General features: G+C 66.4%; 1 protein-coding gene. It reads right to left on the bottom strand.

Features of this window, described 5'->3' with window-relative positions; translation table 11 throughout:
* Positions 1 to 1,925 (bottom strand): acetate--CoA ligase (acs, locus tag IT40_RS26340; RefSeq protein ID WP_052096370.1); only part of this gene is annotated, 1,925 nt, incomplete at its 3' end.
* Positions 1,926 to 1,935 lie beyond the last annotated feature (10 nt).

Here is a 1,935-nt window from a genome sequence, read left to right as displayed (position 1 = left end):
CGGTTCATCCGGTTCTCGATCAGTTCGTCGACGACGCCGGGGTCGGCCAGCGTCGAGATGTCGCCGAGCGCGCCGAAATCGTCCTCGGCGATCTTGCGCAGGATGCGGCGCATGATCTTGCCCGAGCGCGTCTTGGGCAGGCCCGGCGCCCATTGGATCAGGTCGGGCTTGGCGATGGGGCCGATCTCGGTGCGGACCCATTTCTCCAGCTCGGCGCGCAGCTCGTCGCTGGGCTCGACCCCGTTCATCAGCGTGACATAGGCATAGATGCCCTGCCCCTTCAGCGGGTGCGGATAGCCCACGACCGCGGCCTCGGCCACCTTCTCATGCGCGACAAGGGCCGATTCCACCTCGGCCGTGCCCATGCGGTGCCCCGAGACGTTGATGACGTCGTCGACCCGGCCGGTGATCCAGTAATAGCCGTCCTTGTCCCGCCGGCAGCCGTCGCCGGTGAAGTAATAGCCCGGATATTGCTGGAAATAGGTCTCCATGAAGCGCTGGTGGTCGCCCCAGACGGTGCGCATCTGCCCCGGCCAGCTGTCGGCGATGCACAGCACGCCGTCGATCTCTTCGCCATGGCCGTCCTGCGGCACGCCGCTCTGCGCGTCCAGAACCACCGGCTTGACGCCGAAGAAGGGCAGCGTGGCCGAGCCCGGCTTGGCCTCGATGGCACCGGGCAGCGAGGTGATCATGTGCCCGCCGGTCTCGGTCTGCCACCAGGTATCGACGATCGGGCAGCGGCCCTTGCCGACATGCTTGTCATACCAGACCCAGGCCTCGGGGTTGATCGGCTCGCCCACCGTGCCCAGCACGCGCAGGCTGGAGAGGTCGTATTTCTCGACCCATTCCGGCCCCTGCCCCATCAGCGAGCGGATGGCGGTCGGCGCGGTATAGAACTGGTTGACCTTGTGCTTGTCGCAGACGGCCCAGAAGCGGCCGGCATCGGGCCAGGTCGGCACGCCCTCGAACATCAGCGTGGTGGCGCCGTTGGCCAGCGGGCCGTAGACGATATAGCTGTGCCCCGTCACCCAGCCCACGTCGGCCGTGCACCAGAACACGTCGCCGTCCTTGTAGTCGAAGACGTATTGATGCGACATCGCGGCGAACAGCAGGTAGCCGCCGGTGGTATGGACCACGCCCTTGGGCTTGCCGGTCGAACCCGAGGTGTAGAGGATGAACAGCGGATCCTCGGCATTCATCGGCCGCGGCGGGCAGTCGGGGCTGACCTCGTCCATCAGCTTCAGCACGTCGACGTCGCGGCCCTCGATCCAGCTGGTCTGGTCGCCCGTATGCTTGACCACCAGGCAGCGCACCCGGTCCGAGCAATGCAGAAGCGCCGCGTCGGCGTTCGACTTCAGCGCCGTGCGCCGGCCGCCGCGCGGCGCGGTGTCGGCGGTGATGACCAGCTTGGCGCCCGAATCGTTGATGCGGTTGGCCAGCGCGTCGGGCGAGAAGCCGGCGAAGACGATGGAATGGATGGCGCCGATCCGCGCGCAGGCCAGCATGGCATAGGCCGCCTCGGGGATCATCGGCATGTAGATCACCACCCGGTCGCCGCGCATCACCCCCTGGCTCAGCAGGACGTTGGCAAAGCGGTTCACCTTTTCCGACAGTTCGGCATAGGTGATGTGGCGCGCCGGCTGGTTGGGGTCGTCCGGCTCGAAGATGATCGCGGTCTGGTTCGCGCGCTTGGGCAGGTGGCGGTCGACGCAGTTGACCGAGGCGTTGAGGATACCGTCCTCGAACCATTTGACCGAGACCTGGCCCATGGTGAAATCGGTGTTCTTCACCTTGGTATAGGACTGGATCCAATCCAGCCGCTTGCCCTCGCGGCCCCAGAACCCGTCGGGGTCCGAGATCGATTCGGCATACATGCGGGCGTAATCGGCCGGCTGGACCAGGGCATCCTCGAAGCCGGGCGGAATGGGATGTTTC

Source organism: Paracoccus versutus, assembly GCF_000763885.1.
GTDB lineage: Bacteria > Pseudomonadota > Alphaproteobacteria > Rhodobacterales > Rhodobacteraceae > Paracoccus > Paracoccus versutus.
The sequence above is the reverse complement of the archived record's forward strand: the minus strand, read 5'-3'. Positions and strand labels throughout refer to the sequence as shown.